This is a genomic window from Marinobacter segnicrescens (assembly GCF_900111555.1).
In the GTDB taxonomy this organism is placed as follows: Bacteria; Pseudomonadota; Gammaproteobacteria; order Pseudomonadales; family Oleiphilaceae; genus Marinobacter; species Marinobacter segnicrescens.
Genome location: NZ_FOHZ01000004.1, coordinates 44,371 through 70,267 on the forward strand (window position 1 = coordinate 44,371; position 25,897 = coordinate 70,267).

Sequence of the window (25,897 nt, forward strand, 5' to 3'; positions counted from 1 at the left end):
GTTGTGCGGTCTCTGTCTGGAGTCTGTTTACTGCCCGTGTAGAATCGGACAATCACCGGCCAGTATTCCGTCCGGGTGTGCGCAAACCAGGGGAGGCCCGGGCAGGCCACCGGATTGTAAGAGAAACGGCCAGCGGATGAAATGAGGAGGTGTGTGAATGCTCAGGGAAACAACGCTTCAACAAACGGTTCAGCAGCTCGGTGACCTGCTATCCCTTAGGGGGGAGACTGTAGTGACCGCCGAGAGCTGCACCGGTGGCTGGTTGGTCAAGGCGCTGACGGACCGGGCCGGTTCGTCAGCCTATGTCCTGGGGGGGCTGGTCACCTACAGCAATAGTATGAAATGTGACCTGCTGCAGGTTCCCTCTTCAGTTCTCGCAGAGCATGGCGCCGTCAGCGAGCCGGTAGTGCGACAGATGGTGGCGGGTGCAGTGAGGGCCAGTGGCGCCGACTACGCTATCGCCACCAGCGGTGTTGCCGGCCCCGGCGGGGGCAGCGAGGACAAGCCGGTAGGTACGGTCTGGTTTGCCTGGGGTTCGCCGGGCACTGGTATTGTCGCCCAGTGCTGTCATTTCGAGGGTGATCGGGATGCGGTGCGCCGCCAGAGTGTGGTCTATGCCCTGCAGGGCCTGCTTGATTACCTGCAGAAGCCGTAAACGATTGATACGGAGGGTTTCCCTGAAAGGGGTTGGTCTGCTGTCGCGACTGTGTTTTAATACTGTTCAAGTATACAGTAACCGGCCCGGGCAGACGGCCAGGACTATTGAGGGTTTGTACCGATGGAAGATAATCGCAAAAAAGCACTGAACGCCGCGCTAAGCCAGATTGAGCGCCAGTTTGGCAAGGGTGCCGTCATGAAGATGGGCGATCAGCCCCGTGAAGCCATCCCGGCGGTTTCCACCGGCTCACTCGGGCTGGATGTAGCCTTGGGTATTGGTGGTCTGCCTTATGGCCGGATTGTGGAAATCTATGGCCCGGAGAGCTCTGGTAAGACCACGCTGACCCTCCAGGTGGTCGCAGAGGCCCAGAAGCAGGGCAAGACCTGTGCATTTGTCGACGCCGAGCATGCGCTGGACCCGATCTATGCGGAAAAGCTGGGTGTTAACGTAGACGATTTGCTGGTCTCCCAGCCGGACACCGGTGAACAGGCCCTTGAAATCGCCGACATGCTGGTTCGCTCCAATGCCGTTGACGTGATTATTGTCGACTCGGTAGCGGCACTGACGCCGAAGGCGGAGATTGAAGGCGAGATGGGCGACAGCCACGTTGGCCTGCAGGCCCGCCTTATGTCACAGGCGCTGCGCAAGCTGACCGGTAACGTCAAGCATGCCAACTGTCTGATGGTTTTCATCAACCAGATCCGTATGAAAATCGGCGTCATGTTTGGCAGTCCGGAAACGACCACCGGTGGTAATGCACTCAAGTTCTATTCTTCCGTCCGCCTGGATATCCGTCGCATCGGTTCTGTGAAGGAAGGTGACGAAGTGGTGGGCAACGAGACCCGGGTCAAAGTCGTCAAGAACAAGGTGTCACCGCCCTTCAAGCAGGCTGAATTCCAGATCATGTATGGCAAGGGCATTTACCACATGGCTGAAGTGCTGGATATGGGCGTGAAAGAAGGCTTTGTGGACAAATCCGGCGCCTGGTACGCCTACAAGGGTGACAAGATCGGTCAGGGCAAGGCCAATGCTGCCAAGTTCCTGGAAGAAAACCCTGAGGTGGCGACCGAGATCGAGACGGCTATCCGTGAAAAGCTGATGCCCAAGCCGGTGCCCAAAGAGAAAGTGGTTGCCGAGGCAACGGCAGAAGAAACCAACGACGAACTGCTCTGATTATCCGGCAGGCCAGGAGCGTCCTATGGGGGATCCCAGAAAGCTGCTGATCGTGGCCCATGCCCCGTCGCCAAATACCTGCAAGCTGCGGGATGCGGTCGAGGAGGGCGCCAGGCACCCGGACATCGAGAATGTTGAAGTCCGGGTACTGGCTCCGCTCGACGCGGGACCAGGCGACGTGTTGTGGTGCGATGCCATTTTGCTCGGCACCACAGAGAACCTGGGTTATATGAGCGGTGCCCTCAAGGACTTCTTTGATCGGAGTTATTACCCCTGTCTGGATAAAACCCAGGGGTTACCCTTCAGCTTTTATATTCGCGCCGGCCACGACGGTACGGGTACCCGCCGGGCAATCGAAAGCATTACTACGGGGCTGCGTTGGCGCCAGGTGCAGGAGCCACTGCTGTGCCGGGGCGAATATCAGAATGAATTCGAGGATCAGTGCCGGGAGTTGGGCATGACGCTGGCAGCCAGCCTGGATGCCGGCCTGCTTTGATAACATGCTGTAGTGTCCCTGGGCTGCCTGTTCGGCAACTCAGGGTTTGGTCAGATGCCGGTCAAGCATTGGTGCTGATATTGCGCCCCCGGCGATCTTCCAGCTCTGCTGGCTGACGTGTCCTCGGGTTCAGCAGCAAGGGTCGTCGCCGGCTGCCTTTGCGACGGCGCTCCTGACCCTTGAAGGGCAGCTGCCGGCGACGACGGTCCGGCTGTACCCGACGATCTGTCACCGGCTCCTCAGGTGTTGGTCGGGCGTCTTCTACTCGCACGACCTCCTTTGCCGGGACCTTTCTCGGTTGCTCCAGCGCTGAAAGCGAATGAGTCAGCGTTTTCAGAATGTCCACAAGTCAGTCTCCCTGTGAAAACTCTCCCGGCGCTCCTGGCCGACAACGGAAAGTGGGCTGTTGCAGCGATTTGTCAGATTTGACCTTCAACTCGGTTATCGGCGGCACCTGGTCAACCTTTAGTCAAAAACTGTGTGCTGCTCCACAGCTCAGCGCGGTTCTTCTACGGAACGCGACAGTTGTTCGTCAACATCCTACAATGGCGGGTTCCTCGGCGCCGGAAATGCCGGCTGACCGCCCCCTGATTCCCTAACTGGCAACAACAGGACATCACATTGAAGGCATTGCCCCTGAATCAGCTTTACAAGGCTTGCGTACTCAAGGACCTCCCCTTCAAGACCACCCGGCAGCTGGATCCGCTGGCTGAAATCGTGGGCCAGAACCGCGCGCAGGAAGCGGTCCGCTTTGCGCTTTCCATGCCGCATGGGGGCTACAACGTATACGCGGTGGGGCGCAACGGACTGGGTAAGCGCACCATGATGCTGCGTTATCTGGAACACCATTCGGATGAAGAACACCGGATCCATGACTGGTGTTACGTTGCCAACTTCGATGACCCCAGGGTGCCCCGGATGCTGTGCCTGCCGGCGGGGGAGGGCGCGAACCTGAAGCAGGACATGGAAAAGCTCATGTCCCGGCTAGTGAAGATGATTCCCCAGACCTTCGACAGTGACAACTTCCTTGAACGTGCCGAACAGCTGAAGAATGAGTACGGCAAGAAACAGGAAGACGAACTGGAGAAAGTGGCTAACCAGGCAAAGCGCAGGAAGGTCAGCCTGACGCTGACCACCCCCGGTGGCTATCGCCTGGTTGCCATGAATGGTGACGAGGCCCACACCGCCGAGACATTCGCCCGGTTGACTGAGGCCCAGCGCAACAAGTTTGAAGAAGACATCAACAAACTCGAGAAGAAACTCCGGCAGGCGGTTCGAAAGATTGCGGACTGGGAACAGGAGTACGCCGAGAAGCAGCAGGCCCTTAACCAGGAAACACTGGAGTCCATTTCAGGCCATCAGATCGATGAGCTGACGGCCCGCTATGAAAGCCTGCCCGATGTGGTTGCCTATCTGGAGGCCGTGCGCAGGGACCTGGCAGAAAACCTGGATATCTTCCTGGACGACAACGAAGAGCAGGCGGCGATTGCCTACGCGTCCCTGGACAAGAAAATGCCCCGTCGGTACCTGGTCAACCTGCTGGTTCACCAGAAAACTGACGAAGTGCCAGTGGTGGTCGAGGACAATCCCACCTACCACAACCTGTTCGGGTATGTGGAGAATGTGACTTTCAAGGGTACGGTATTCACCGACTACTCCCTGATCCGTCCGGGCAGCCTGCACCGGGCCAACGGGGGGTACCTGCTGATGGACGCCATCAAGGTACTGGAGCAGCCGTTCGTCTGGGATGGCCTCAAGCGCACCCTGCGTGGCAAGTCGATCATGATCAATTCCCTGGAGCGGGAGCTGACTCTGTCAGGCACCATCTCGCTCGAGCCGGAGGCAATTCCGCTGGACGTCAAGATTGTGCTGTTCGGTGACCGGGAAACCTGGATGCTGCTGCAGGAATATGACCCGGAATTCGCGGAGCTTTTCCGGGTCACAGCGGATTTCGAGAACGAAATGCGCCGAACCCCGGAAAGCCAGGTTCTCTACGCCAAGTTTATTGCCAGCCTGGTGCACGAAAAGTCCCTGCTTCACTGTGACCGCAAGGCGGTGGCTCGCATCATTGAATACAGCTCCCGCACCGCAGAGCACCAGGGACGGCTGTCGCTGCACGCGGCAGATATCGCCAATCTGTTGAGAGAGTCAGACTACTGGGCCCGCCAGGCCGGTGCGCGCCTGATACATGCGGACCATGTCGAACAGGCCCTGGCCAGTGCCCGTTATCGCAGCAGCAGGATTCGTGACCAGTTCTATGACGCGGTCCGCGACGGTTCCACCCTGGTCACCACCGAGGGCAAACGAACCGGACAGGTGAACGCGCTGTCGGTCCTGTCCACGGGTGGCTTTGAGTTCGGACTTTCCAATCGGGTAACCGCTACCTGCTATTACGGTGACGGTGACGTCATGGACATAGAGCGGGACGTCAAGTTGGGCGGTAACATCCATTCCAAGGGGGTAATGATCCTGAGCGCCTGGCTGTCTTCCCGGTTTGCCCGCAAGGATCCCATGCATTTGTCGGCCAGCCTCACCTTTGAGCAGAACTACGGCGAGGTGGACGGCGACAGCGCCTCGGTGGCGGAACTGTGTGCGCTGGTTTCCGCACTTGCTGATATTCCGGTGCGACAGGACCTTGCCATCACCGGGTCCATGAACCAGTTTGGCGAGATCCAGCCCATTGGTGGCGCCAATGAAAAAATTGAAGGCTTTTTCGAGACCTGTGTGATCAAGGGCCTCACCGGAACCCAGGGGGTGGTCATCCCTGCCACAAACGTCCAGAACCTGATGCTCGATAGCCAGGTCGTGAATGCTGTCCGCGAAGGGCAGTTCCATATCTACTCGGTCCACACGGTCGAGCAAGCTATCGAGTTGCTTCTCGGTAAGCCTGCGGGGCGGGCTGACCGCAAGGGTAACTACCCGCGAGGGACTGTATTCGGCGCGATTGCAAAACGCCTGGCAGACATGCGGGAGCACGAGCGCCAGGAGCATGATGCGCACTCAGGGGCTGCAAAGGACTCCACGATCCATTAACCTCTTGGAAACTACCGGATAAGTCCCGGATTCGCAGGGCTGTTCGGCCAGGTGCCCGGTTTCGTGTCAGGGCCAACCACCACAGGAGCGACAACAATGACAGACATCCAGCAAACCGTGTACGTGGTCGAGGACGACGAGGCGGTACGCGATTCACTGGAACTTCTGCTGAAGTCCGATGGCAAGCAGGTAAAAACCTACCCCAGCGCCACCGATTTTCTGGGCGATTATTCCGAGGACATGGCTGGCTGTATCGTGCTGGATATCCGCATGCCGGGCATGGATGGCATGGAACTGCAGAAAAAGCTCAATGCCCGTCACTCATTGTTGCCCATTATCTTTGTGACTGGCCATGGGGATGTACCCCTTGCGGTCGATGCCATGAAGGAAGGCGCAGTGGACTTCATCCAGAAGCCATACCGTGAGGAGGCTCTGCTGGAAAAGATCGAGTCCGCCCTGGAGCAGGACCGGGAGCAGCGCAAGACCCTTGGTGAGCGTCAGGAGATTGTCCGCAAGATCAAGACCCTGACACCTCGTGAAACCGAGATCATGGAGCGGATGATTGCTGGCCAGGCCAACAAGGTGATCGCCATTGAACTGGACATCAGCCAGCGCACCGTGGAGATCCACCGGTCCCGTGTTATGCACAAGATGGGGACGCACTCGCTGGCACACCTGGTTCGCATGGTATTGTCCGTAAAGGACCTTATCGACGTCGGATGAAATACGGCCCATCATCCCCGTACCTTTTCAACCGGCAGTAACCTATGACTGATCAGGCCAGTACCGAGCCTACGGTACTTCTCGTCGACGATAACGCCCAGAACCTCAAGGTCCTTTATGAAACGTTGAAGGACCGGGGTTATCGCCTGCTGATCGCCAACGACGGTGAAAAGGCCCTGAGCCTGGCACAGCGTCATCACCCCGAAGTCATACTGCTGGATATCATGATGCCCGACCTGGATGGCTACCAGGTCTGTGAACGTCTCAAGGCTGATCCGGCGACGGCGGACTCTGCCGTGGTATTCCTGTCAGCGTTGGACGATGTTGATGCAAAGCTGCGGGGCTTCTCCCTCGGCGGTGCGGATTACATATCAAAGCCATTCCAGGCCCAGGAGGTCATTGCCAGGGTGGGTACCCACGCCCGGGTTATTCGCCTCGAGCGTGCCCTTCAGCAACGCAACCGGGAGCTGGAAAGCGATCAGACCCGTATTCTCAATGCCATCAGCGAGGGCATCTATGGCCTGGACGCTGAGGGCAATATCGCCTTCGCAAACCCTGCCGCCAGTGTGATCAGTGGCTGCGGTGTGGAAGAGCTCATCGGCCAGAACTTCTTCGAGCTCCACTTCCGTCAGCCCCGGCCTTGCTCTGGTGCGCTCTGGGAGGAGCCCGGTGAGCAAGCGGACACGCGCGATAGGGCAGAGCCCACTGAGTCCGCGTTGCTTCCCGTCCAGGCCACCTGCAGTCAGGGTATTGCTGAACACCAGCGCGACGTCACCCTTTACCGGGCCGATGGCACCGCCTTTCCGGCGGAGTATCGCGCCACCCCGAAGAAAGAGGACGGACAGCTCACCGGCGCCGTGGTTGTGTTCCGTGACATCACGACCGAGCTGGAAAGCGAGCAGGCCCTGGACGACGCCCGCAATCTGGTTCAGGAACAGCGTGACCAGCTTGCCCATGCGTCCCGTATGGCCACCATGGGTGAAATGGCAGCGGGCTTTGCCCACGAGGTAAACCAGCCCCTCACCGCCATCACTAACTACGCCCGCGTTGCCCTGCGCATGCTCCGCACTGATGACCCTGATCCGGAATTGCTCTCCCAGACCCTTGAGAAAATCGAAGCCCAGTCCCACCGGGCCAGCGAGGTGGTCAAACGCATTCGCGGCTTTGTGCGTAAGCCGGCGGTAGGCAAGGAAGTGCTTTCTGTGGGTGGCTTGCTGGAAGAGACCCGCCTGTTTGCGGAAGTGGATGCCCGTAATAATGATGGTGGCGTCAACGTTCAGGTGGCTGACGACGTCCCGGATGTAGTGGCTGACCCCATTCAGGTTCAGCAGGTGGCCCTCAACCTGATTCGCAACGCCCTGGAATCCACCCGTAGCGCCGGTTCAAGGGAGCCGGTATCGGTGGCTGCCCGCATGCTTGACGATCACACGGTGCGGATCGATGTTCGCGACCATGGTGAGGGTCTTCCCGAGGATGCGGAGCAGAAGCTGTTTCTGCCGTTTTTTACCACCAAGCAGGAAGGTATGGGTATCGGTCTGACACTGTGTCGGTCACTGATTCAGGCCCAGGGTGGTGAGATCGGATTCGAGCGTCCTGACGGTGCTGGTGCGGTCTTCTACTTCACGTTGCCAGTGGCCCCAGCGAACCGGGAAAACTAATTTCCAAAAGTTTTCAGCAAAAACGTTGACATGCCGGGAGCCATCTTTATAATGCGCCCTCGTTGTCACAGAGCAGTCAAGCAGGCTGTTCAGCTGGAATCCTCTCCTTCGGTTTCAGGTTAGTGGCAACCCAGCGCGGAGCGGTAGTTCAGCTGGTTAGAATACCGGCCTGTCACGCCGGGGGTCGCGGGTTCGAGTCCCGTCCGCTCCGCCATTTTTTCTCTTCTTGTTGTTTCTGTCTTCTCTCTCATTATTATCGATCCATTCCGGGAACTTTGCCGGAAAATGGCCGACTCTTTGTGCCGGAAACTTCTCTTCTGCTCTTGAGCTCTTACGAGCAAATCTCTACTTTAGTCGAACGCTGGCAGCGTTGGCTGACTACTTGCCTTGATTCCGTCAGGATTGTTGGTCTTGGAGCCGGGGCCGCCACCGGGGGCAACGTTCCGGGACACGCCGTGAATACGTCCATGTAGGCTCTTCAAAAACGTCCATGTTTTTGAAGGTCCCGGAACGTTGCCCCCGGTACCGGCCCTCGATCTTTTGAGTTGCCCGTAAATAAAGAAAAATTGAGAGACCCTATAATGACGACCTCCGCACAGCCGGGCAAAGCCCGCTACCCGCATCTTCTTGAGCCCCTGGATCTGGGGTTTACCACCCTTCGTAACCGGACCCTGATGGGTTCCATGCATCTTGGCCTCGAAGAGCGCCCCAATGGTTTTGAGCGCCTTGCCGCGTTCTATGCCGAGCGTGCCCGGGGCGGTGCCGGCCTGATCGTGACCGGTGGTATCGGCCCCAACGTCGAGGGCTCGGTGGGGCCCGGCGCGGCAAAGATGACCACCGAAGAAGAGTCCGACCAGCACAAGGTGATCACCCAGGCGGTCCATGAGGCTGACGGCAAGATCTGTATGCAGATCCTCCATGCCGGTCGCTACGCTTACCATCCGAAGCTGGTTGCACCCTCGGCCGTGCAGGCGCCGATCAACCCGTTTACGCCCAATGAGCTGGATGACGCGGGCATCGAAAAGCAGATTGATGACTATGTGACCGCCTCTGTACTGGCTCAGCGGGCCGGCTACGATGGCGTCGAGGTCATGGGATCCGAGGGTTACTTCATTAACCAGTTTATAGTCGAGCGCACCAACAAGCGCACTGACCGCTGGGGCGGCAGCTATGAGAACCGTATTCGCTTGCCCATCGAGATTGTCCGCCGGGTTCGGGAGCAGGTAGGACCGAATTTCATCATCATCTACCGTCTGTCCATGCTGGACCTGGTGGAAGAGGGCAGCAACTGGGATGAGGTGGTCCAGCTGGGTAAGGCCATTGAACAGGCTGGCGCGACCATTATCAATACTGGCATAGGTTGGCATGAGGCCCGGGTGCCGACCATTGCCACCTCTGTGCCGCGGGGTGCGTTCACTGAGGTCACTGCTCGCATGAAGCGTGAAGTGTCCATCCCGCTTGTGACCACCAACCGCATCAACATGCCCGACGTGGCGGAGCAGATCCTGGCCTCCGGCGAGGCGGATATGGTGTCCATGGCGCGGCCTTTCCTGGCAGACTCTGACCTGGTACTGAAGGCGGCTGAAGATCGGGCCGACGAGATCAATACCTGTATTGGCTGTAACCAGGCCTGTCTGGACCACACCTTCTCCGGCAAACTGACCAGTTGTCTGGTCAACCCGCGCGCCTGTTATGAAACCGAGTTGAACTACACGCCGGCCGTGCAGCCGAAAAAACTCGCTGTGGTTGGTGCAGGTCCTGCTGGCCTGGCGTTTGCTACTGCCGCCGCCCAGCGCGGCCATAAGGTGACGCTGGTTGACTCCGCTGAGGAGGTAGGTGGCCAGTTTAACCTGGCCAAACGTATTCCAGGTAAAGAGGAGTTCCACGAGACCCTTCGTTACTACCGGGTCATGCTGGACAAATTGGGTGTCGACGTCAGGCTGGGCGTGCGCGCTGATGCGGAAATGCTGAAACAGGGCGGGTTCGACGAAGTTATCCTGGCGACAGGCATCAAGCCGCGTACCCCGGAAATTGAGGGTATCGACCACCCGAAGGTGATTGGTTACATCGACGCCCTGCTTGAGCGAAAGCCGGTCGGTAAGCGTGTTGCTGTCGTAGGCGCTGGCGGTATCGGCTTCGATGTGTCCGAGTTCCTGGTTCATCAGGGCAAGTCGGTGTCCCTGGACAAGCACGCGTTCATGAAGGAGTGGGGTGTGGACCTGTCGGTCGAGCACCGTGGCGGTGTTGAAGGGGTTGATCCGGACGTGACGCCGCCTGCCCGGGAAATCTGGCTGCTTCAGCGCAAGGCTTCCAAGGTCGGAAAGGGTCTGGGCAAGACCACCGGCTGGATTCACCGGTCGGCTCTCAAGATGAAAGGCGTTCACATGGTGCCGGGTGTTACCTACCGTCGTATTGATGACGAAGGGTTGCACGTTACCCTCGCTGGCAAGGACGGCTCCGGTGAGGATCGGGTGCTGGAGGTGGATACCGTTGTCATCTGCGCGGGCCAGGAGCCCCTGAGGGAACTGCAGGCCGAATTGGAGGGCGCTGGCTTGCCAGTACACCTGATTGGTGGCGCCGACGTTGCAGCGGAACTGGATGCCAAGCGAGCTATTGACCAGGGTAGTCGACTCGCAGCCGCACTCTGACCATGACGCTATCCGGGTGGGCTATGGTTGGCTGCCCGGGTGGCACTCAGTCACAAATTCGCACAGATCTCCACTGCCGCAGAACGACACATCTGGCTAAAATGCGTCACAGCCTGCACACTGCTGTGTCAGGTGCAAGGCCGTGACCCGTTGGGTGGCGGCATGATTGGTAACTCAGGTATTTTTGGGGAGGCGTTGAATGGCTTTAGCCGATCCATCGGAAGACGGATATGCAGCGGTATTTCTGATGGATGGAATCGACGTCGCACGGCAGATGCGGGCGACGGAGTTTGACGCCTTCCTCGATGGCTATGTCGGGCTGTCAGACCTCGCAGATACCGATGTGCGGGCAGTCTTTGTCCAGATGGGTGATGACTTGCTGGTTCGTGGACTGGTCTTTTTCCGTATCTATTTCGATGAGGAAGGCCGGGCCGATAGCCACTGGAACATCCCGGTAGAGTCCCTTGCCCAACAGGGTTCTGCAGGTCCGGATATGGGGGCGGGCCCGATTCGCCTGGTCTGTCGCAGCCGCTGCCCGGAAAAACGTTTCCGGTCTGAGTTGTGGGATCCGGACATGACACCGGGCTCCAACCACTTTCAGTCCATCCGCAAGGCCGTCGAGGCCAACCATCTCAAGTACAAGCGTAAGAACCGGGGTGGTGATGAACAGATCCCGGTTCTGAGAACCGCGCTGGGGAAGCCCGATACAGATATTGCCGCCCGGGAAGCCGCCGCCCAGCGGAACCGCCTCGCCCATATCATTCGGGAGCAACGTCTGCGCATCAAGACCCTGCAGGGTGCCCACCAGGACTCACTGGCGGCCATGCAGCGGGAGCATCGCCTTGAGCGCCAGGCCTGGCAGGAGGAAAAGACCGAGCTGGAAAGGCAGCTGCAACGGGCGAAGCTGGAGGCCAGCAAGCTCAAGAAGCGCCTGGACCGTCGGAACTTGCAGGTCGGTGAGTTGCGTGAGCAGCTGGAAGAGATACAGGCGGTGGTTTCAGATGCTCCGGCCGGCCTTGAAGAGGCTGCTCAGGCAGAAGTTGTGTTGCTGCGGGAGCAACTGGACAGAAAGCAGCGGGAGTTGGACGGTCAGGTGCGGACCAACCACGAGCTGGAAAAGGCGCTCGGAGATGCCCGCAACCAGGCGCTGGATGAGGACTCCCTCGTGCGCCAGTTGCAGGAACAGAAGGTCTTCCTGGTGGGCTATCACCCCGGGGTAGGGCACCTGACCTTGCCGTTCAGTGACCTGCGCAAATATTTCGACAATCCGACAGGTTACGCGGCCGGGAAGTGCGGCCTGTCCGAGCCTGCCTATCGTCGCTGGCTGGATCACTATGAAAACCCTGTCTGCCGCGCGCCGGGCAAACAGAAGGGCGACGTTTGCGGCCAGCCGGTGATGCGTATCGGCCAGCCAGCGGACTTCGAGCCTGGTGTCCATGACCGCTGCGAGCAGCACGCAGCCTCCTGATCCTTCGCTCCGGCGGGACAATCCTTTTCAGAATCGATGCGTAATTCGTTAAGATGGTAAGGCGCTTCTGATCAGCCCGGGTTCTGGTCAGGGGTGTACACCCGCGCCACTGACCAGACTGAGAGCTTTAATGGATCAATTCAGGAATATCGGTGTTATCGGCCGCATGGGTAGCGTCAAGGTAGTGGAGACGCTGCGTGCACTCCGGAGCTATCTGCTCAGCGAAAACTACCAGGTGATCCTTGAGCAGGACACGGCTGGCATGCTTCCGGGCCATGGCCTGCAGGTGGCCAGCAAGAAGCTCATGGGGGAGATCTGCGACCTGGTAATTGTGGTCGGTGGCGACGGCAGCCTGCTGGGCGCCGCCCGGGAACTGGCCAAGTCCAAGATTCCGTTGTTGGGTGTCAACCGGGGGCGGCTTGGGTTTCTCACCGATATCTCACCGTCAGACCTTGAAGTGCGCCTTGGCGAGGTGTTGCAGGGTGAGTACATCGAGGAAAACCGCTTTTTGCTGGATGGCAACCTGGAGCGGGACGGCCAACCGCTGGGGTTTGGCAGCGCGTTGAACGACGTGGTGCTTCACCCGGGCAAGTCCACCCGGATGATCGGCTTTGACCTGTATATCGACGGCCACTTTGTCTACAGCCAGCGATCTGATGGCCTGATTGTGTCGACGCCCACCGGGTCAACGGCCTATTCGTTGTCTGCTGGCGGTCCGATCATGCACCCCAAGCTGGATGCGGTGGTGCTGGTGCCCATGTTCCCCCATACCCTTAGCAGCCGGCCGATCGTGGTGGACGGCAAGAGCGAAATCAAGCTGGTGATCGGTGACACCAATGAGACCTACCCCCAGATCAGCTTTGATGGCCAGATGGACATCGCCTGTGCTCCTGGGGACATCATCCGTATCACCAAGAAGCCTTTCAAAATCCGACTGATACACCCGAAGGATCATAACTTCTACGCCACCTGCCGCGAAAAGCTCGGTTGGGCCAGCGAGATAACAGCGAGTTGATCATGGCAAGTGCACGTTCGCCCTCACGGGGCTATGACATTATCGGCGACATACATGGCTGCGCCCATACCCTGGAGCACCTGCTGGAGCAGATGGGGTATCGAAAGATCAACGGTATCTATCAGCACCGGAAACGCCAGGCCATTTTTATTGGCGATATCATCGACCGGGGGCCGCGCATCCGTGAGGCCCTGCACCTGGTCCATGACATGGTGGAGCATGGTTCGGCGCGGATCGTTATGGGCAACCATGAATACAATGCCCTGGGCTATTGCACCCGAGCCCGGCCAGGCAGCGGCAAGACGTTCCTCAGGGAGCACAATGCCCGCCATGACCGGCTGATACGGGAGACCCTGGAGCAGTTTGACCATTACCCCCATGAGTGGAATGAGTTCCTGGAGTGGTTCTACGACATTCCTCTGTTCATCGAGGAGGAAGAATTCCGGGCGGTACACGCCTGCTGGGATGAGCGGTTGATTCGTCAGTTCCTCGAAACCCAGGACAGTCCCTGTATCGATGAGGACTTCCTCCATGCCTCGGCGGCTATCGAGTCCTTTGCCGGCCAGGTGATGGACACCCTGCTGCGCGGCACCGACCTGCCGTTGCCGGATGGCATGTCCATAACTGGTCGTGACGGGTACATCCGCAAATTCTTCCGCACCAAGTTCTGGGCCGATGATCCCCGAACCTACGGCGATGTGGTATTCCAGCCGGATCCGCTGCCGGAAGACGTGGCCCGTCGCAAGTTGTCAGAGAAAGAGCGCCGGGAAATCCTGCGCTATCCGAGAGGTGAGCGGCCTGTTTTCGTGGGTCACTACTGGATGGAAGGCGAACCCGCCCCATTAAAGCCCAACGTAGCCTGTCTCGATTACAGTGCAGTGAAATACGGCAAACTGGTGGCCTATCGCATGGACGGTGAACAGGAACTGCTGCCGGAAAAATTCGTCTACGTGAACGTGGAGCGCCCGGAACTCAGTGGCAGCTTCCAGACCGAAGACAGCGTGGCGAGGTAACGGCTTTGCATCGAATCAAGGAACTGGCCCCGGAACTTGACCTGGCCGGGTTCAGCACCTGGCTGGGGCAGCAGGGGGTGCAGCATCGCATTACCCGGGAGCCGGACAGGCAGGTGCTGTGGCTGGCTCACCCAGAGCAGGCGGAGCCGGTACTGGCCGCGCTGGAGCAGTACATGGGGGACGACGATGTCCGGGATCGCGTGAATCGTGCCGGGCGTGCGCCGGTTCGCGGTGGGCGTTGGCAGCCTTCCCCCCGCCATGCGCCGCTGGTCTTAGCCATGATCGCCATTGCGGGGGTGGTGGCTTGGCTGACCGGTCTTGGCGAGAACCTGGTATCGGCCCTGTTCATGTATGTGGATCCTCGCTTCCATGACTGGCAGACGTTCCAGGGTCGCCTGGCGGGACTCACCGAAACCCTGGCGTCGGGGCAGGTCTGGCGGCTCATTACGCCGGATTTTCTGCACTTCAGCGTGATGCATATCCTGTTTAACGCCGTGATGCTCTGGTTTCTGGGTAGTCAGGTGGAGTGGATGGACGGCAAGGGGCGTTTCGTGACGCTGTTCCTGGTTACCAGCCTGGCTTCCAACACGCTTCAGTACCTGGTGTCAGGACCCTTGTTCGGCGGGCTTTCCGGGGTGGTGTATGGGGTGCTCGGCTATTGCTGGCTCAGCCAGCAGCGACAGCCCCGATTCCAGTTCCCGCCGGCCCTGGTGACCTTTGCGCTGGTGTGGATGATTATCGGGTTCACGCCCTTGCCGGAAGTGCTGGGTATCGGGCGCATGGCGAATGAAGCGCACCTGGGTGGTTTCCTGGGAGGCCTGTTGGTGGCGATGCTGGTGCCGCCGCCAGGACAGAGGCGCACGGCCTGAGCTGTGCCGGCCCGTTTTCAGACAAAAAAAAGCCCCGCCAGCGGCGGGGCATTAAATGAGCTCGGAAGCTCCTGATGAGAGAGAACCAAATGAAACGACCGCGTCATTTGGTGATGTAATGATAATCATTTTCGTTTAAGGCTGTCAAACCCATTGCGGGAGTTTTTTCATGACTTACGAGGAATTAATTCAACGGCTCGATCCGACGGTCTACCAGAACCTGCGTCGAGCCATCGAACTGGGCAAGTGGCCTGATGGTCGCAAGGTAACCGACGAGCAGCGTCGGACATGCCTTGAGGCGGTGATCCACTACGAGCAGACCCACAATATCCCGGAACCGGACAGGGTGGGGTATATCGAACGCAATAACTGTGGCTCCGAGTCATCCGGCAAGGATGAAGGGCCCGAGACCATCCGTATTGTCAGCTGAGGTACCCTTGAACCAACTGCACGAGGCCAGCGGCCGGCTGGTGAAAATGCCGGCGATGCCAGATCAGCCGGTGAGTTACCGGCTTCGGGTGGGAGACCAGGAACTGCCCCTGAACGAGTTGATGGGCCAAACCATCGAGATTGCCTATAGTGGCGAGATTCGCTGCATCCACTGCAACCGCAAGACCAGCAAAAGCTTCAGTCAGGGGTATTGCTACCCCTGCTTCAAGCGCCTGGCAGCGTGCGACACCTGCATCATGAGCCCGGAAAAGTGCCATTATCACCTGGGCACCTGTCGTGAACCGGAGTGGGGCGAAACCCATTGTATGACCGGTCACGTGGTTTACCTGGCCAACTCCTCCGGACTCAAGGTTGGTATAACCCGTGCCAGCCAGGTGCCTACCCGCTGGATCGACCAGGGCGCCGTAGCGGCGATACCCATGCTGCGAGTAGCCACCCGATACCTGGCCGGGCTGGTGGAAGTAGCCTGCAAGCAGCATGTGGCGGACCGCACCAACTGGCGAACCATGCTAAAGGGCGAAGCACCGGCGCTGGACCTGGTTGCTGAGCGGGCAGGGTTACTGGATCGTATTGCACCTGACCTGGACCGGCTGGCTTCCGAGCACGGGCCGCGCAGCATTGAAGTGGCTGATGACCCGCCCTGGCAGCTGGATTACCCGGTGGCCGTCTGGCCGCAGAAGATCAAGACCCACAACCTCGACAAGGAGCCCGTGGCAACCGGCGTGTTACAGGGCATCAAGGGGCAGTACCTGATGCTGGACACGGGCGTTATCAATATTCGCAAGTACACGGCCTACGATGTCCGTGTGCGGGTTCTGTCGGAGTAACACCATGCGTACAAGTCAACCGAAGACCATTTACCTCAGTGAATACCGGGTGCCGGACTTCCTGGTAGACCATGCTGACCTGCGTTTCGAGCTGTTTGAAGACGGCGCCCGTGTACACAGTAGCCTCAGCATCCGGCGTAATCCCGAAGCGCACGGGCAGGGCAGTCCGCTGGAGTTGAACGGAGATTCCCTGCAACTTCAATCCGTTCACCTGGATGGCCGTGAATTGGCAAAGGATGAGTACGAGGACCGGAGCGACCTTCTGGTGGTGCCTTCGGTACCGGATGCGTTCGAATTGCGGGTGGTGACCTGGATTGAGCCCCAGAACAACACTCGGCTTGAGGGCCTCTACAAGTCGTCCGGCATGTTCTGTACACAGTGCGAGGCCGAAGGATTCCGCTGCATCACTTTCTTCCCGGACCGGCCGGATGTGATGGCCCGGTTCCGTACCCGGATAGAGGCGGATAAGGCTGCCTACCCGGTGCTGCTGTCCAACGGTAACCCTGTCGACAGCGGTGAGCTGGATAACGGCCGCCACTTTGTGACCTGGGAAGACCCGTTCCCGAAGCCCAGCTACCTGTTTGCCCTGGTGGCCGGTGCCCTGGTGGAAAAAAACGATACCTTCCGCACCATGTCCGGCCGGGAGATCGACCTGCGAATCTACGTGGAGCCCCGCAACGCGGACAAGACCGCCCACGCCATGGACTCCCTCAAGCGCTCCATGCGCTGGGACGAGGAAACTTACGGCCGCGAGTACGACCTGGATATCTTCATGATCGTGGCGGTGGATGACTTCAATATGGGGGCCATGGAAAACAAGGGTCTCAACATCTTCAACTCATCCTGTGTGCTGGCCCGCCCCGAGTCGGAAACCGACATGGCGTTCCAGCGCATCGAGGCCATCGTGGCCCACGAATACTTCCATAACTGGTCCGGTAACCGGGTGACCTGTCGTGACTGGTTCCAGCTTAGCCTGAAGGAAGGCTTTACTGTATTCCGGGACTCGCAGTTCTCCGCCGATATGGGATCGCCCACGGTGAAGCGAATCGAGGATGCCACGCTACTGCGCACCGCCCAGTTTGCCGAGGACGCAGGCCCCATGGCCCATCCGGTGCGGCCCGCTTCGTACATGGAGATTTCCAACTTCTACACCCTGACCATCTATGAGAAAGGCAATGAAGTTGTGCGGATGATTCATACGCTGCTGGGCCCGGAACTGTTCCGCAAAGGCAGCGACCTCTACTTCGAGCGCCATGATGGCCAGGCGGTAACCACCGACGACTTCGTCCGCGCCATGGAAGACGCCAGCGGTCGTGATCTGAGCCAGTTCCGGCTGTGGTACGAGCAGGCGGGGACGCCGGTGCTAACGGTGGAAGATGACTATGACGAGGCCAGCCAGACCTATCGCCTGACGGTGGCCCAGTCAATTCCTGACACCCCTGGTCAGACCGGCAAGAAACCCCAGCACATTCCGTTCGCACTGGGACTGCTGGCTGCCAACGGTACCGATATCCCCCTCACCCTTGCTGGTGAGCACTCCGCCGGAGTGACCACCCGGGTGCTGGAACTGACAGAAAAGAGCCATACGTTTGAATTTACAGGTATCGCCAGCCGGCCGGTGCCGTCGCTGTTGCGTAACTTCTCGGCTCCGGTGCGGGTGAACTACCCCTGGACCCGCGACCAGCTGATGTTCCTGATGAGTCACGACAGCGATGGCTTCAACCGCTGGGACGCAGGTCAACGGCTGGCGGTGGAGGTGATCCGTGAACTGTCCGGTCATGCCGAAGCAGAAGTGGATCCACGGCTTGTCGAAGCCAGCCGCACGCTGCTGAATGACCGGGATGCGGACCAGGCGCTGGTCGCGAAGATGCTGCAGTTGCCCACCGAGGCCTACCTGATCGAGCTCGCAGACAAGCCCGACGTGCAGATTATTCACCATGCCCGTGAGCGGGTGGTGAAGGTGCTGGCTACCGCCCTGCGGGAAGAACTGCTGGACTGCTACCGTCGGCAGCAACCAGCCGAGCCATACCAGGTAACACCGGAAGATGTCGCCAGCCGAAGCCTGCGTAACATGGCCCTGTCCTGGCTGCTCCATATCGGCGATGAAGGGGCCCTCAGCCTGGCGCTGGGGCAATTTGAAAGCGCGACCAATATGACAGACCAGGCCGGTGCCCTGCGGGCGCTGGTCAACTCTCCGTTTGAGGCAGAGCGGGGCCGGGCGCTGGAGGCGTTCTACCAGCGGTGGCACCAGGATCCACAGGTGGTGGAGCAGTGGTTCTCTATCCAGGCGGCCAGCCCGGTCACCGGCGACCTGCCGTCGGTGCGCCGTCTGCTGGAGCATGAGGCCTTTGACTGGAAAAACCCCAACAAGATTCGCTCTGTTGTCGGGGCCTTTGCGGGCCAGAACCTGGTGCACTTTCACGACCAGGAAGGTTCCGGTTACCGGTTCCTGGCCGATACCATCCGTCGCCTGGACGACAGTAACCCCCAGATCGCAGCCCGCCTGGCCGCACCGTTGACCCGGTGGCGCAAGTTTGCCCCTGTCTACAGCGAAGGCATGCGCAAGGCGCTGGAATCGGTTCGTGACAAGGATGGCCTGTCCCGGGATGTCTACGAGATTGTCCACAAGAGCCTGGCGGATTGAGGTTTCAGTGCGTCTGCGCACCATTAAAGGTCGCAGACTCAGATGGTTATCGGGTCTGCGGCTTTATTTTGGGCCCGATCTGGGCTATGTTCTGAAAAGCTGAGAATGTGACGTTTTGTTACGTCCCGCTGCCGGATTCCGGGCGAGGGTCGCGCTGTTTGCGGCCAGGCTGGCCGGAATCTGCTCCAAAAAATACGAATCAAGAAGGAATCGTTTATGGCAATCCGAACCGCACTGCGACTAAAAGCCTCCACCCTGGCCCTGGCCGCCTCCGTTGGTCTGGCCGCAGGCTCCATGTCGGTGTCCGCGCAGGAACAGCGCTTCGTGACTATTGGTACTGGCGGGGTTACAGGCGTCTACTATCCGGCCGGTGGCGCTATCTGCCGCCTGGTCAACATGGACCGCAAGGAACACGGCATTCGCTGCTCCGTGGAAAGCACCGGTGGCTCCGTGTATAACCTGAACGCCATCAGCCAGGGCGAACTTGACCTGGCGGTTGCGCAGTCTGACTGGCAGTACCATGCCTATAACGGCACCAGTGAATTCGAGGGCGCAAAGGTCGAGAAGCTGCGGGCAGTATTCTCGTTGCATCCGGAGCCGTTCACCGTTGTGGCCAGCAAGGGCTCTGGTATCAAGACCTTCGAGGACCTGGAAGGCAAGCGGGTTTCCGTGGGCAACCCGGGCTCCGGCCAGCGGGCCACCGCCGAGGTACTGATGGCAGAAATGGGCTGGGATATGGACAAGTTCTCCCTGGCCGCCGAGCTGAAGGCCGCCGAGCAGTCCCAGGCCCTGTGTGACGGCAATATTGACGCATTCTTCTACACGGTTGGTCACCCCTCCGGCGCCATCAAGGAGGCTACGACCTCCTGTGACAGCACCATCGTGGCCGTCGACAATGAGGCCACCAAAACCCTGGTCGAGGAACACCCCTACTATCGGGTAGCCACCATTCCCGGCGGCATGTACCGCGGTAACGAGGAAGACGTGAAGACCTTTGGTGTTGCGGCTACCTTTGTTACCTCTTCCGATGTGGACGAGGATGTGGTCTATGAAGTGGTCAAGGCCGTGTTTGAGAACTTCGACAGCTTCAAGCGCCTGCATCCGGCCTTTGGCAACCTGCAGAAGGAAGAAATGGTATCCGACGCCCTGAGTGCGCCGCTGCACAAGGGTGCCGAAAAGTACTACCGCGAGGCCGGCCTGATCGAGTGATCGGACTGAGTGCCTGAGCTGTACCGCCGGGGGTTCTGCCTCCGGCGGTTTTTGTCTGAACCGTGAAATTCCGATGGAACCGGCCCCATGACCAACCGCGATCCCTCCGCGCCCGATAACGTTGACGTCTCGAAGATCCACGAAGTAATGCAGACGGAAACCGGGGGCAGGGCGCTGACCGGGCCGGCGTCTGTCCTGCTTTTTATTGTTCCGCTGGTATGGTCGCTGTTCCAGCTATGGATCGCCTCGCCGCTGCCATACATCGTCAATTTTGGCATCCTCAATTCCACTGAGGCCCGCTCCATCCACCTGGCCTTCGCGACGTTCCTGGCATTCACCGCGTTCCCCATGTTCCGGGGCCGCCACGACACCCATATCCCCTGGTTCGACTGGATACTGGCGCTCGCCGCTTCTTTCTCAGCAGCCTATCTGTTCCTGTTCTATGACCAGCTCTCTGAGCGCCCGGGTGCGCCCATCACCCAGGATCTGGTCGTTGCCCTGGGCGGCCTGGTGCTGTTGCTGGAAGCCACCCGGCGGGCGCTGGGGCTCCCCCTGACGGTGGTGGCCGCGGTATTCATTACCTATTCCCTCGCTGGGCCCTGGATGCCGGATGTGATTGCCCACAAGGGAGCAAGCCTTAACAAGCTGGCTTCCCATCAATGGTTGGGTACCGAGGGGGTCTTCGGCGTTGCGCTCGGGGTCTCCACCACCTTCGTGTTTCTCTTCGTTCTGTTCGGCGCCCTGCTGGAGAAGGCCGGTGCCGGTAATTACTTTATCAAGGTGGCCTATGCGCTCCTGGGGCACATGCGCGGTGGGCCGGCCAAGGCAGCTGTGGTCTCCAGCGGTCTCTCCGGCGTTATTTCTGGCTCATCGATTGCCAACGTCGTCACCACCGGCACCTTTACCATCCCGCTGATGAAGCGCGTGGGCTTCCCGGCCACCAAGTCCGGTGCGGTTGAGGTTGCCGCCTCCACCAACGGCCAGCTGACGCCCCCGATTATGGGTGCTGCCGCCTTCCTGATGGTGGAGTACGTGGGCATCTCCTACCTGGAGGTGATCAAGCACGCCATACTGCCAGCGCTCATCTCCTACGTGGCACTGATCTACATTGTCCACCTGGAAGCCTGCAAGCTGGGTATGAAGGGCATCGAGCGCCTGAACAAGCCGACCCTGGCCCAGCGCATGCTCACCTGGGTGGTGTTGTTGCTTGGCCTGATCATCCTCAGCTTCGCGGTCTATTATGGTATTGGCTGGACCAAGACCTTGCTGGGGGATGCGGCCGTCTGGGTGCTCGGGCCCCTCTTGCTGGTCGTCTACATGGCCCTGGTGGCCTATGCCGCGAAATTCCCACCCCTGGAGGTGGACGACGGCAGTACAGACATGACCCAGTTGCCGGAGGTTGCGCCAACCGTAAAAACCGGCCTTTACTACCTGTTGCCGGTGGTCGTGCTGGTCTGGTGTCTCACCGTTGAGCGTTTCTCGCCCCAGCTGTCCGCTTTCTGGGCCACTCTGTTCATGGTGTTTATCGTGTTGACCCAACGACCCTTGCTGGCGTTCTTCCGCAAGCACGAAGGTATCGGGAAATCCATTTATCAGGGCTGGTCAGAGCTGTTACACGCCTTTGCTACCGGCGGTCGCAACATGGTGGGTATCGGTGTGGCTACGGCAACGGCGGGTATCGTGGTCGGTACGGTAACCCTGACCGGTATCGGGCTGGTGATGACCGAGTTTGTCGAGTTCATATCTGGCGGCAACCTGATGCTGATGCTGATATTCACCGCCCTGATCAGCCTGCTGCTGGGCATGGGGTTGCCCACCACCGCCAACTACATCGTGGTTTCTACCCTGATGGCGCCGGTTATCGTTACCCTGGGCGCAGAGAACGGCTTGCTGGTGCCGCTGATCGCCGTCCACCTGTTTGTGTTCTATTTCGGTATCCTGGCAGATGACACGCCACCGGTGGGGTTGGCCGCCTATGCAGCGGCGGCGATATCCGGGGCAGACCCTATCCGTACCGGTATCCAGGGCTTCGCCTACGACATCCGCACGGCTGTTCTACCGTTCATGTTTATCTTCAATACCCAGTTGCTGTTGATTGGACTGACCGGCCCCCTGGACCTGGTGATCACTATCGTCAGTGCCGTGGTGGCTATTCTCGCGTTCTCGGCGGCGACCCAGGGCTACTGGCTGACCCGAAGCCATAAGTGGGAGTCGGCGCTGCTGATTCTCATCGCGTTCACCCTGTTCCGCCCGGGTTTCTGGTGGGATCGCATTTATCCGGAATATGCCGAGCAACCCGGTGCTCAAATCGTCGACCAGATCGAGGTGTTGGCGGAAGATCCCGAGGTTGACTATGTCGTGTTGCAGGTCACCCTCCTGGATATCTCCGGTGACGAGCGCTCCACCTGGATGCAGCTGCCGATTGCGGAAGGCGGGACGCCGGAAGAGCGACTGATGAATATGGGTATTGAGGGCAGCCCGGATGGTGATCGTTATGCTGTCGACTTCATCGGTTTCGACAGTCCGGCAGAGAGAGCCGGGCTGGAGTTCGGCTCGACCATTGACGTGGTCCGGGTCCCGCAGGAACGACCGCCAAGGGAGTTAGTGTACATTCCTGCGCTGGCCCTGCTGGCGCTGCTGGGCTGGCTGCAGGTGCGCCGTCGCCGTAAGGAAAATCCGTCAGAGACGGCGCCAGCCACCTGACAGGCCAGCGAAAACCCTGTTAAACTCCGCACCGTTCGAGCCGCACTGGTAGCGCGGCTCCCGTTAACACGTGGTCTTTGGTACGGATCACCGCTGAGAGGAGTTTCCCATGCCCGTAGTGACCCTGCCTGACGGCAGCCATCGCAGTTTTCCCAATCCCGTCACTGTTCATGACGTGGCCGCCGATATCGGCGCCGGCCTCGCCAAGGCTGCGCTTGCCGGGCGCGTAAATGGCAAGTTGGTGGACACCAGCTACGAGATCGACCAGGACACAGACCTGGCCATCGTCACTGACCGCGACGAGGATGGTGTTGATATCATTCGCCATTCCACCGCACACCTGCTGGCCATGGCCGTCAAGGAGCTGTTCCCCGAAGCCCAGGTTACCATCGGGCCGGTCATCGACAACGGCTTCTACTACGACTTCAAGTTCGACCGTCCCTTCACCAACGAAGACCTGGAGCGGATCGAAAAGCGCATGGAAGAACTGGCGAAACAGGATATCCCGGTATCGCGCTCGGTCCTGTCGCGGGAAGAGGCGGTCAAGCTGTTCCACGAAATGGGGGAAGAGTACAAGGTCCGCATTATCGAAGACATTCCCGGTGATGAAGACCTCTCGTTCTACCGCCAGGGCGACTTCATCGACTTGTGCCGTGGTCCCCACGTACCGAGCACCGGCAAGCTCAAGGCCTTCAAGCTGACCAAGGTGGCTGGCGCTTACTGGCGGGGCGACACGGGCAACGAGCAGTTGCAGCGTGTTTATGGTACCGCCTGGGGCAACAAGAAAGAGCTCAAGGCCTACCTGCAGCGTCTGGAAGAGGCTGAAAAACGCGACCACCGCAAGATTGGCAAGAAGCTGGGCCTTTTCCATATGCAGGAAGAGGCTCCGGGCATGGTGTTCTGGCATCCGGACGGCTGGGCCCTGTACCAGGAAGTCGAGCAGTACATGCGAGCAATGCAGCGTCGCCACGGCTACCAGGAGATCAAGACTCCCCAGGTGGTCGCCCGCACCCTTTGGGAGAAGTCCGGTCACTGGGACAAGTTCAAGGACGACATGTTTACCACCGAGTCGGAAAAACATGACTTCGCCATCAAGCCCATGAACTGTCCCTGTCATATCCAGGTGTTTAACCAGGGTCTGAAGAGCTACAAGGACCTGCCCCTGCGGCTGGCGGAATTCGGTTCGTGCCACCGCAATGAGGCGTCGGGGGCTTTGCACGGTATTATGCGGGTGAGGGGGTTCACCCAGGATGACGCGCACATCTTCTGTGAGGAAGATGCCATTCAGGACGAAGTGTCTGCCTTTATCGGTATGCTGCACGAGGTTTATGCGGACTTCGGCTTTGACCAGATCCTGTACAAGCTCTCCACCCGGCCGGAAAAACGTGTCGGCTCTGACGAAGTCTGGGACAAGGCAGAGGCCGCCCTCGAGCAGGCGCTGAACCGCGAAGGCGTGGACTGGGAGTTGCTGCCGGGCGAGGGTGCCTTCTACGGGCCGAAGATTGAATTCTCCCTGAAGGACTGCATCGGCCGGGTATGGCAGTGTGGTACCATTCAGGTGGATTTCTCCATGCCGGGCCGTCTCGGTGCCCAGTATGTGGCCGACAATTCAGAGCGCCGGACACCGGTCATGCTGCACCGCGCGGTGCTGGGTTCCTTCGAGCGTTTCATTGGTATCCTGATCGAGGAATACGAGGGTGCCTTCCCCACCTGGTTGGCACCCACCCAGGTGGCCATCCTCAATATCACCGATCGCCAGGCAGAATATTGCGAGAATCTGGCGAAAAAGTGGCAGGATGCGGGTTATCGGGTAAATGCTGACTTGAGAAACGAGAAGATCGGCTTTAAAATCCGCGAGCATACTTTAAACAAGGTTCCGTATCTTGTCGTAATCGGCGATAAGGAAGTCGAGAACGGCGCCGTTGCGGTGAGAACCCGCAAAGGGGAAGATCTCGGAACCATGACGCCGGAAGCGTTCGAGGCTCTGCTGGCAGCAGAGGTCGCGCGTAAAGGCAGAACCAAGACGGAGAACTGATTATCAAACAGCGAGCGAATCGGGGTGGTCGCGCACCACGCGCACCTATTAACGAGAACATTGACGCTACAGAAGTGCGCCTTATTGATGCCGAAGGCAATCAGGTTGGCATTGTGTCGATCGAAGATGCCCTGAAGCAGGCAGAAGAGGCAACTCTGGACCTTGTTCAGGTTACGGATTCCGATCCGATCGTCTGTAAGATAATGGACTACGGCAAGAAGGTCTTCGAAGAGAAGAAGGCCAAGGCTGCTGCCAAGAAAAAGCAGAAGCAGGTCCAGATCAAAGAAGTGAAATTCAGGCCAGGGACGGAAGAAGGGGATTATCAGGTCAAACTACGCAACCTGATACGTTTCCTTGAGAACGGGGATCGCGGCAAAATCACTATCCGCTTCCGCGGCCGTGAGATGGCACACCAGGAAATCGGTATGCAACTCATGAACCGTATCGAAAAAGATATTGAGGAGCTGGCCCAGGTAGAGCAACGGCCCAAGATGGAAGGCCGCCAGATGACCATGGTTGTATCGCCCCGTAAAAAGAAGTGATCCCGAACACCAGGCAGGTCCCCCGCGCTGGCGGGGGATTTGTCGTTCAGGAACACATTTCATTTGATTGAAAAACAGAATGCGGAGTTTTAAGAAATGTCCAAGATGAAAACCAAGAGCGGGGCGGCCAAGCGCTTCAAGAAGACCGCCACCGGCTTTAAGCATAAGCAGTCCTTCACCAGTCATATCCTGACCAAGAAGAGTCCGAAGCGTAAGCGTCAGCTGCGTGGCACCAAGATGATTGCCAAGTCGGACGTTGCTTCCATCAAGCGTATGATCGCCAGTTAATCAACCGGTCTGGAGAAGGAAATAGTTTATGGCACGTGTTAAGCGTGGCGTGATTGCACGCCGTCGTCACAAGAAGATTCTGAAGCAGGCCAAGGGTTACTACGGTGCCCGTAGCCGTGTTTTCCGGGTAGCCAAGCAGGCGGTCATCAAGGCGCATCAGTATGCCTACCGTGACCGTCGTAACCGCAAGCGCGCTTTCCGCGCCCTGTGGATCTCCCGGATCAACGCCGGCGCCCGCGCCAACGGCCTGTCATACAGCCGTCTGATCGCTGGCCTGAAGAAGGCGGAAGTGGAAATCGATCGCAAGGTTCTGGCCGACCTGGCCATGAACGAGCAGCAGGCGTTTGCTGCTGTTGTGGAGAAGGCCAAAGCGGCGCTCTGATTACTTCGCCCCCCGGGCGAGTATCGATCGACGGATAACTGCGGCTGCAGTTATCCCTGACAG

The 25,897-nt window shown here is 59.1% G+C and carries 21 protein-coding genes and 1 tRNA gene; 21 read left to right on the forward strand and 1 reads right to left on the reverse strand.

What is annotated here, in order from left to right; all coding sequences use genetic code 11:
- The first annotated feature begins 157 nt into the window (after positions 1 to 157).
- From BM036_RS05835 to BM036_RS05845, 3 genes are all read left to right on the forward strand, one after another.
- Positions 158 to 655 (forward strand): CinA family protein, encoded by a 498-nt coding sequence (locus BM036_RS05835; RefSeq protein ID WP_091849426.1) that lies wholly within the window; start codon positions 158 to 160, stop codon positions 653 to 655.
- A gap of 123 nt (positions 656 to 778) precedes the next feature.
- A complete protein-coding gene (recA, locus tag BM036_RS05840) occupies positions 779 to 1,831 on the forward strand; it encodes a recombinase RecA (RefSeq protein ID WP_091849427.1) in 1,053 nt (350 codons plus the stop codon).
- A 25-nt stretch (positions 1,832 to 1,856) separates the two neighbouring features.
- Positions 1,857 to 2,327, forward strand: coding sequence for a flavodoxin family protein (locus BM036_RS05845; protein ID WP_091849428.1), 471 nt, complete (start codon positions 1,857 to 1,859; stop codon positions 2,325 to 2,327).
- Between the two features lie 61 nt (positions 2,328 to 2,388).
- Here the strand turns inward: BM036_RS05845 and BM036_RS05850 are convergent, their stop codons facing one another.
- Positions 2,389 to 2,673, reverse strand: a complete 285-nt coding sequence (locus BM036_RS05850; protein ID WP_091849430.1) for a hypothetical protein — start codon at positions 2,671 to 2,673, stop codon at positions 2,389 to 2,391.
- A gap of 275 nt (positions 2,674 to 2,948) precedes the next feature.
- On the opposite strand from BM036_RS05850, the gene BM036_RS05855 reads away from it, so the two are divergent.
- From BM036_RS05855 to rplT, 18 genes are all read left to right on the forward strand, one after another.
- Complete coding sequence (locus BM036_RS05855; protein WP_091849432.1) at positions 2,949 to 5,360, forward strand: Lon protease family protein; 2,412 nt, start codon at positions 2,949 to 2,951, stop codon at positions 5,358 to 5,360.
- Between the two features lie 96 nt (positions 5,361 to 5,456).
- Entirely contained in the window at positions 5,457 to 6,083 is a 627-nt protein-coding gene (gene fixJ, locus BM036_RS05860) for a response regulator FixJ (protein WP_091849434.1), read from the forward strand.
- A 44-nt stretch (positions 6,084 to 6,127) separates the two neighbouring features.
- Positions 6,128 to 7,741 (forward strand): ATP-binding response regulator, encoded by a 1,614-nt coding sequence (locus BM036_RS05865; protein ID WP_091849436.1) that lies wholly within the window; start codon positions 6,128 to 6,130, stop codon positions 7,739 to 7,741.
- A gap of 137 nt (positions 7,742 to 7,878) precedes the next feature.
- Positions 7,879 to 7,955 (forward strand) — tRNA-Asp (locus BM036_RS05870).
- 367 nt (positions 7,956 to 8,322) lie between these two features.
- Positions 8,323 to 10,389, forward strand: a complete 2,067-nt coding sequence (locus tag BM036_RS05875; protein WP_091849439.1) for an NADPH-dependent 2,4-dienoyl-CoA reductase — start codon at positions 8,323 to 8,325, stop codon at positions 10,387 to 10,389.
- 199 nt (positions 10,390 to 10,588) lie between these two features.
- Positions 10,589 to 11,857 (forward strand): DNA repair protein, encoded by a 1,269-nt coding sequence (locus BM036_RS05880; RefSeq protein WP_091849441.1) that lies wholly within the window; start codon positions 10,589 to 10,591, stop codon positions 11,855 to 11,857.
- A 130-nt stretch (positions 11,858 to 11,987) separates the two neighbouring features.
- Positions 11,988 to 12,872: an NAD(+) kinase gene (locus BM036_RS05885; protein WP_091849443.1), complete on the forward strand. Its 885-nt coding sequence runs from the start codon at positions 11,988 to 11,990 to the stop codon at positions 12,870 to 12,872.
- 2 nt (positions 12,873 to 12,874) lie between these two features.
- Positions 12,875 to 13,885 (forward strand): metallophosphoesterase, encoded by a 1,011-nt coding sequence (locus tag BM036_RS05890; protein ID WP_091849445.1) that lies wholly within the window; start codon positions 12,875 to 12,877, stop codon positions 13,883 to 13,885.
- Between the two features lie 5 nt (positions 13,886 to 13,890).
- Positions 13,891 to 14,754, forward strand: a complete 864-nt coding sequence (locus BM036_RS05895; protein ID WP_091849447.1) for a rhomboid family intramembrane serine protease — start codon at positions 13,891 to 13,893, stop codon at positions 14,752 to 14,754.
- Between the two features lie 169 nt (positions 14,755 to 14,923).
- Positions 14,924 to 15,184: a YeaC family protein gene (locus tag BM036_RS05900; RefSeq protein ID WP_091849449.1), complete on the forward strand. Its 261-nt coding sequence runs from the start codon at positions 14,924 to 14,926 to the stop codon at positions 15,182 to 15,184.
- A gap of 7 nt (positions 15,185 to 15,191) precedes the next feature.
- Positions 15,192 to 16,031 (forward strand): DUF2797 domain-containing protein, encoded by an 840-nt coding sequence (locus BM036_RS05905; RefSeq protein WP_091849747.1) that lies wholly within the window; start codon positions 15,192 to 15,194, stop codon positions 16,029 to 16,031.
- Positions 16,032 to 16,035: 4 nt separating this feature from the next.
- A complete protein-coding gene (gene pepN / locus BM036_RS05910; protein ID WP_091849451.1) occupies positions 16,036 to 18,675 on the forward strand; it encodes an aminopeptidase N in 2,640 nt (879 codons plus the stop codon).
- A 216-nt stretch (positions 18,676 to 18,891) separates the two neighbouring features.
- Positions 18,892 to 19,884, forward strand: a complete 993-nt coding sequence (locus BM036_RS05915) for a TAXI family TRAP transporter solute-binding subunit (RefSeq protein ID WP_091849453.1) — start codon at positions 18,892 to 18,894, stop codon at positions 19,882 to 19,884.
- An 87-nt stretch (positions 19,885 to 19,971) separates the two neighbouring features.
- Complete coding sequence (locus BM036_RS05920; RefSeq protein ID WP_091849455.1) at positions 19,972 to 22,587, forward strand: TRAP transporter permease; 2,616 nt, start codon at positions 19,972 to 19,974, stop codon at positions 22,585 to 22,587.
- 109 nt (positions 22,588 to 22,696) lie between these two features.
- Positions 22,697 to 24,622, forward strand: coding sequence for a threonine--tRNA ligase (thrS, locus tag BM036_RS05925; RefSeq protein WP_091849456.1), 1,926 nt, complete (start codon positions 22,697 to 22,699; stop codon positions 24,620 to 24,622).
- The gene (gene infC / locus BM036_RS05930; RefSeq protein ID WP_091849458.1) at positions 24,619 to 25,164 is read left to right on the forward strand and encodes a translation initiation factor IF-3; all 546 of its coding nucleotides are present in this window, start codon (positions 24,619 to 24,621) and stop codon (positions 25,162 to 25,164) included. Before thrS ends, infC begins: the two co-directional genes overlap by 4 nt.
- Positions 25,165 to 25,260: 96 nt before the next feature.
- Entirely contained in the window at positions 25,261 to 25,452 is a 192-nt protein-coding gene (gene rpmI / locus BM036_RS05935; RefSeq protein WP_091849460.1) for a 50S ribosomal protein L35, read from the forward strand.
- Between the two features lie 28 nt (positions 25,453 to 25,480).
- Complete coding sequence (rplT, locus tag BM036_RS05940; RefSeq protein WP_091849462.1) at positions 25,481 to 25,834, forward strand: 50S ribosomal protein L20; 354 nt, start codon at positions 25,481 to 25,483, stop codon at positions 25,832 to 25,834.
- Positions 25,835 to 25,897: the final 63 nt, after the last annotated feature.

What these genes read in the sequence shown, in the direction of transcription:
- BM036_RS05915 (WP_091849453.1), top strand. Translation starts at nt 18,892, where the DNA reads ATGGCAATCCGAACCGCACTGCGACTAAAAGCCTCCACCCTGGCCCTG.
- BM036_RS05920 (WP_091849455.1), top strand. Translation starts at nt 19,972, where the DNA reads ATGACCAACCGCGATCCCTCCGCGCCCGATAACGTTGACGTCTCGAAG.
- BM036_RS05835 (WP_091849426.1), top strand. Translation starts at nt 158, where the DNA reads ATGCTCAGGGAAACAACGCTTCAACAAACGGTTCAGCAGCTCGGTGAC.
- BM036_RS05885 (WP_091849443.1), top strand. Translation starts at nt 11,988, where the DNA reads ATGGATCAATTCAGGAATATCGGTGTTATCGGCCGCATGGGTAGCGTC.
- BM036_RS05875 (WP_091849439.1), top strand. Translation starts at nt 8,323, where the DNA reads ATGACGACCTCCGCACAGCCGGGCAAAGCCCGCTACCCGCATCTTCTT.
- BM036_RS05890 (WP_091849445.1), top strand. Translation starts at nt 12,875, where the DNA reads ATGGCAAGTGCACGTTCGCCCTCACGGGGCTATGACATTATCGGCGAC.
- pepN (WP_091849451.1), top strand. Translation starts at nt 16,036, where the DNA reads ATGCGTACAAGTCAACCGAAGACCATTTACCTCAGTGAATACCGGGTG.
- rplT (WP_091849462.1), top strand. Translation starts at nt 25,481, where the DNA reads ATGGCACGTGTTAAGCGTGGCGTGATTGCACGCCGTCGTCACAAGAAG.
- BM036_RS05900 (WP_091849449.1), top strand. Translation starts at nt 14,924, where the DNA reads ATGACTTACGAGGAATTAATTCAACGGCTCGATCCGACGGTCTACCAG.
- BM036_RS05865 (WP_091849436.1), top strand. Translation starts at nt 6,128, where the DNA reads ATGACTGATCAGGCCAGTACCGAGCCTACGGTACTTCTCGTCGACGAT.
- rpmI (WP_091849460.1), top strand. Translation starts at nt 25,261, where the DNA reads ATGTCCAAGATGAAAACCAAGAGCGGGGCGGCCAAGCGCTTCAAGAAG.
- BM036_RS05880 (WP_091849441.1), top strand. Translation starts at nt 10,589, where the DNA reads ATGGCTTTAGCCGATCCATCGGAAGACGGATATGCAGCGGTATTTCTG.
- recA (WP_091849427.1), top strand. Translation starts at nt 779, where the DNA reads ATGGAAGATAATCGCAAAAAAGCACTGAACGCCGCGCTAAGCCAGATT.
- thrS (WP_091849456.1), top strand. Translation starts at nt 22,697, where the DNA reads ATGCCCGTAGTGACCCTGCCTGACGGCAGCCATCGCAGTTTTCCCAAT.
- fixJ (WP_091849434.1), top strand. Translation starts at nt 5,457, where the DNA reads ATGACAGACATCCAGCAAACCGTGTACGTGGTCGAGGACGACGAGGCG.
- BM036_RS05845 (WP_091849428.1), top strand. Translation starts at nt 1,857, where the DNA reads ATGGGGGATCCCAGAAAGCTGCTGATCGTGGCCCATGCCCCGTCGCCA.